The organism is Colwellia sp. BRX10-9, from assembly GCF_014077405.1.
Taxonomy (GTDB): domain Bacteria; phylum Pseudomonadota; class Gammaproteobacteria; order Enterobacterales; family Alteromonadaceae; genus Colwellia_A.
The window spans coordinates 1-1,123 of the sequence record NZ_JACGVV010000089.1; the positions used below are offsets into that span (position 1 = coordinate 1).

1 protein-coding gene is annotated in these 1,123 nt (G+C 36.1%); it reads left to right on the forward strand.

Annotated elements, in window-relative coordinates; translation table 11 throughout:
* The first annotated feature begins 141 nt into the window (after window positions 1-141).
* On the forward strand, window positions 142-510 hold the full coding sequence (locus H4J69_RS19590) for a GFA family protein (protein WP_182214396.1): 369 nt from the start codon (window positions 142-144) through the stop codon (window positions 508-510).
* Window positions 511-1,123 lie beyond the last annotated feature (613 nt).

Consider the following 1,123-nt stretch of genomic DNA (forward strand, 5'->3'; position numbering starts at 1 on the left):
AGCCAGCTGTTAGTCGAACTATCGTATAAGAAGACTTTGGTTGCAGCCAAAGCTTGGGTCTCACTTTACCGAACTTGGTTTAAATTGTTATTAATTAATGGATTTATTATCCATACAAGCTGTTAGCTGTAAAGGATAATCATGCATTCAGGAAGCTGTCTTTGTGGACAAATTAAATTTGAATTGTTAAGTGATCCTAAGAAGGTTACGAGTTGCCATTGTTCTATGTGTCAAAAGCAGCATGGTGCAGCATTTGCCACTTATGGCAGTATTCCTAAAAATGATCTTGTTTATATTTCGGGTGCAGATAAGTTAATATCTTATAATTCTTCTGGTTCTGTAGAGCGGAAATTTTGTGGTGTATGTGGTTCTAGCTTGCAATGGAGCGGAAGTAAAAAATTTCCAGATTGGGTTTCTATTGCAATATCTACATTTGATACTGAGTTTAAGCCTTCAAAGATTTCAGATATATACCAAGAATCACAGGTTTGTTGGTTAAATTACAGCTAACAAGGCATTCAAGCAGGACAAATAACAGTTGGCTATTTACTCCTTCGTCGCTTATTTTAGCCAACCATTATTTGCCTCTTAATGGGGCGTTAGAGGTTTTATTTGTTTACCTGTCCAATCTGCAATGAGAAAGGAATCGGCTTTTGGTCAAAAATTTGGTCAGGCTCCAATTCGCCGTCTCAATGTAAATTATGCGATAAATTAAGTTATGTGCATTCTAAATACCGTTTTGGTTTCCAATCTGCTTGGCCAACAGCATTTAAATTATTGGGAGCAGGTTTAAGTATTTTTTTGTTACTTCAAACAAATAGTCTTTTCAGCTTAATTCTATTTCCATTTATCTGGATTGCATGTTCATTTTGGGAGTTGTCTTCTTTGCCAATGTATCCAATAGCAGAGGATCATGTTGCAGTTGCTAAAAATTCTGGTAACTTGTTCATAGTTGGGTTAATTATTGTATTCGGCTTAGTTTTGGTGGCATCAAACCTCTAACAACACGCCCTGAGGTGGACAACTAGTAAAATTTAGCTATTTATTGCAAATTTTAACAGTGGCGATCCTCTTCGGTTTAATGCTTCTAAATATTTTGATTCGTTGTAGGGCATCTTCGTTT

Bases quoted from the DNA above. Each gene is read 5' to 3' on its own strand.
- H4J69_RS19590 (WP_182214396.1), top strand. From the start codon at position 142: ATGCATTCAGGAAGCTGTCTTTGTGGACAAATTAAATTTGAATTGTTA.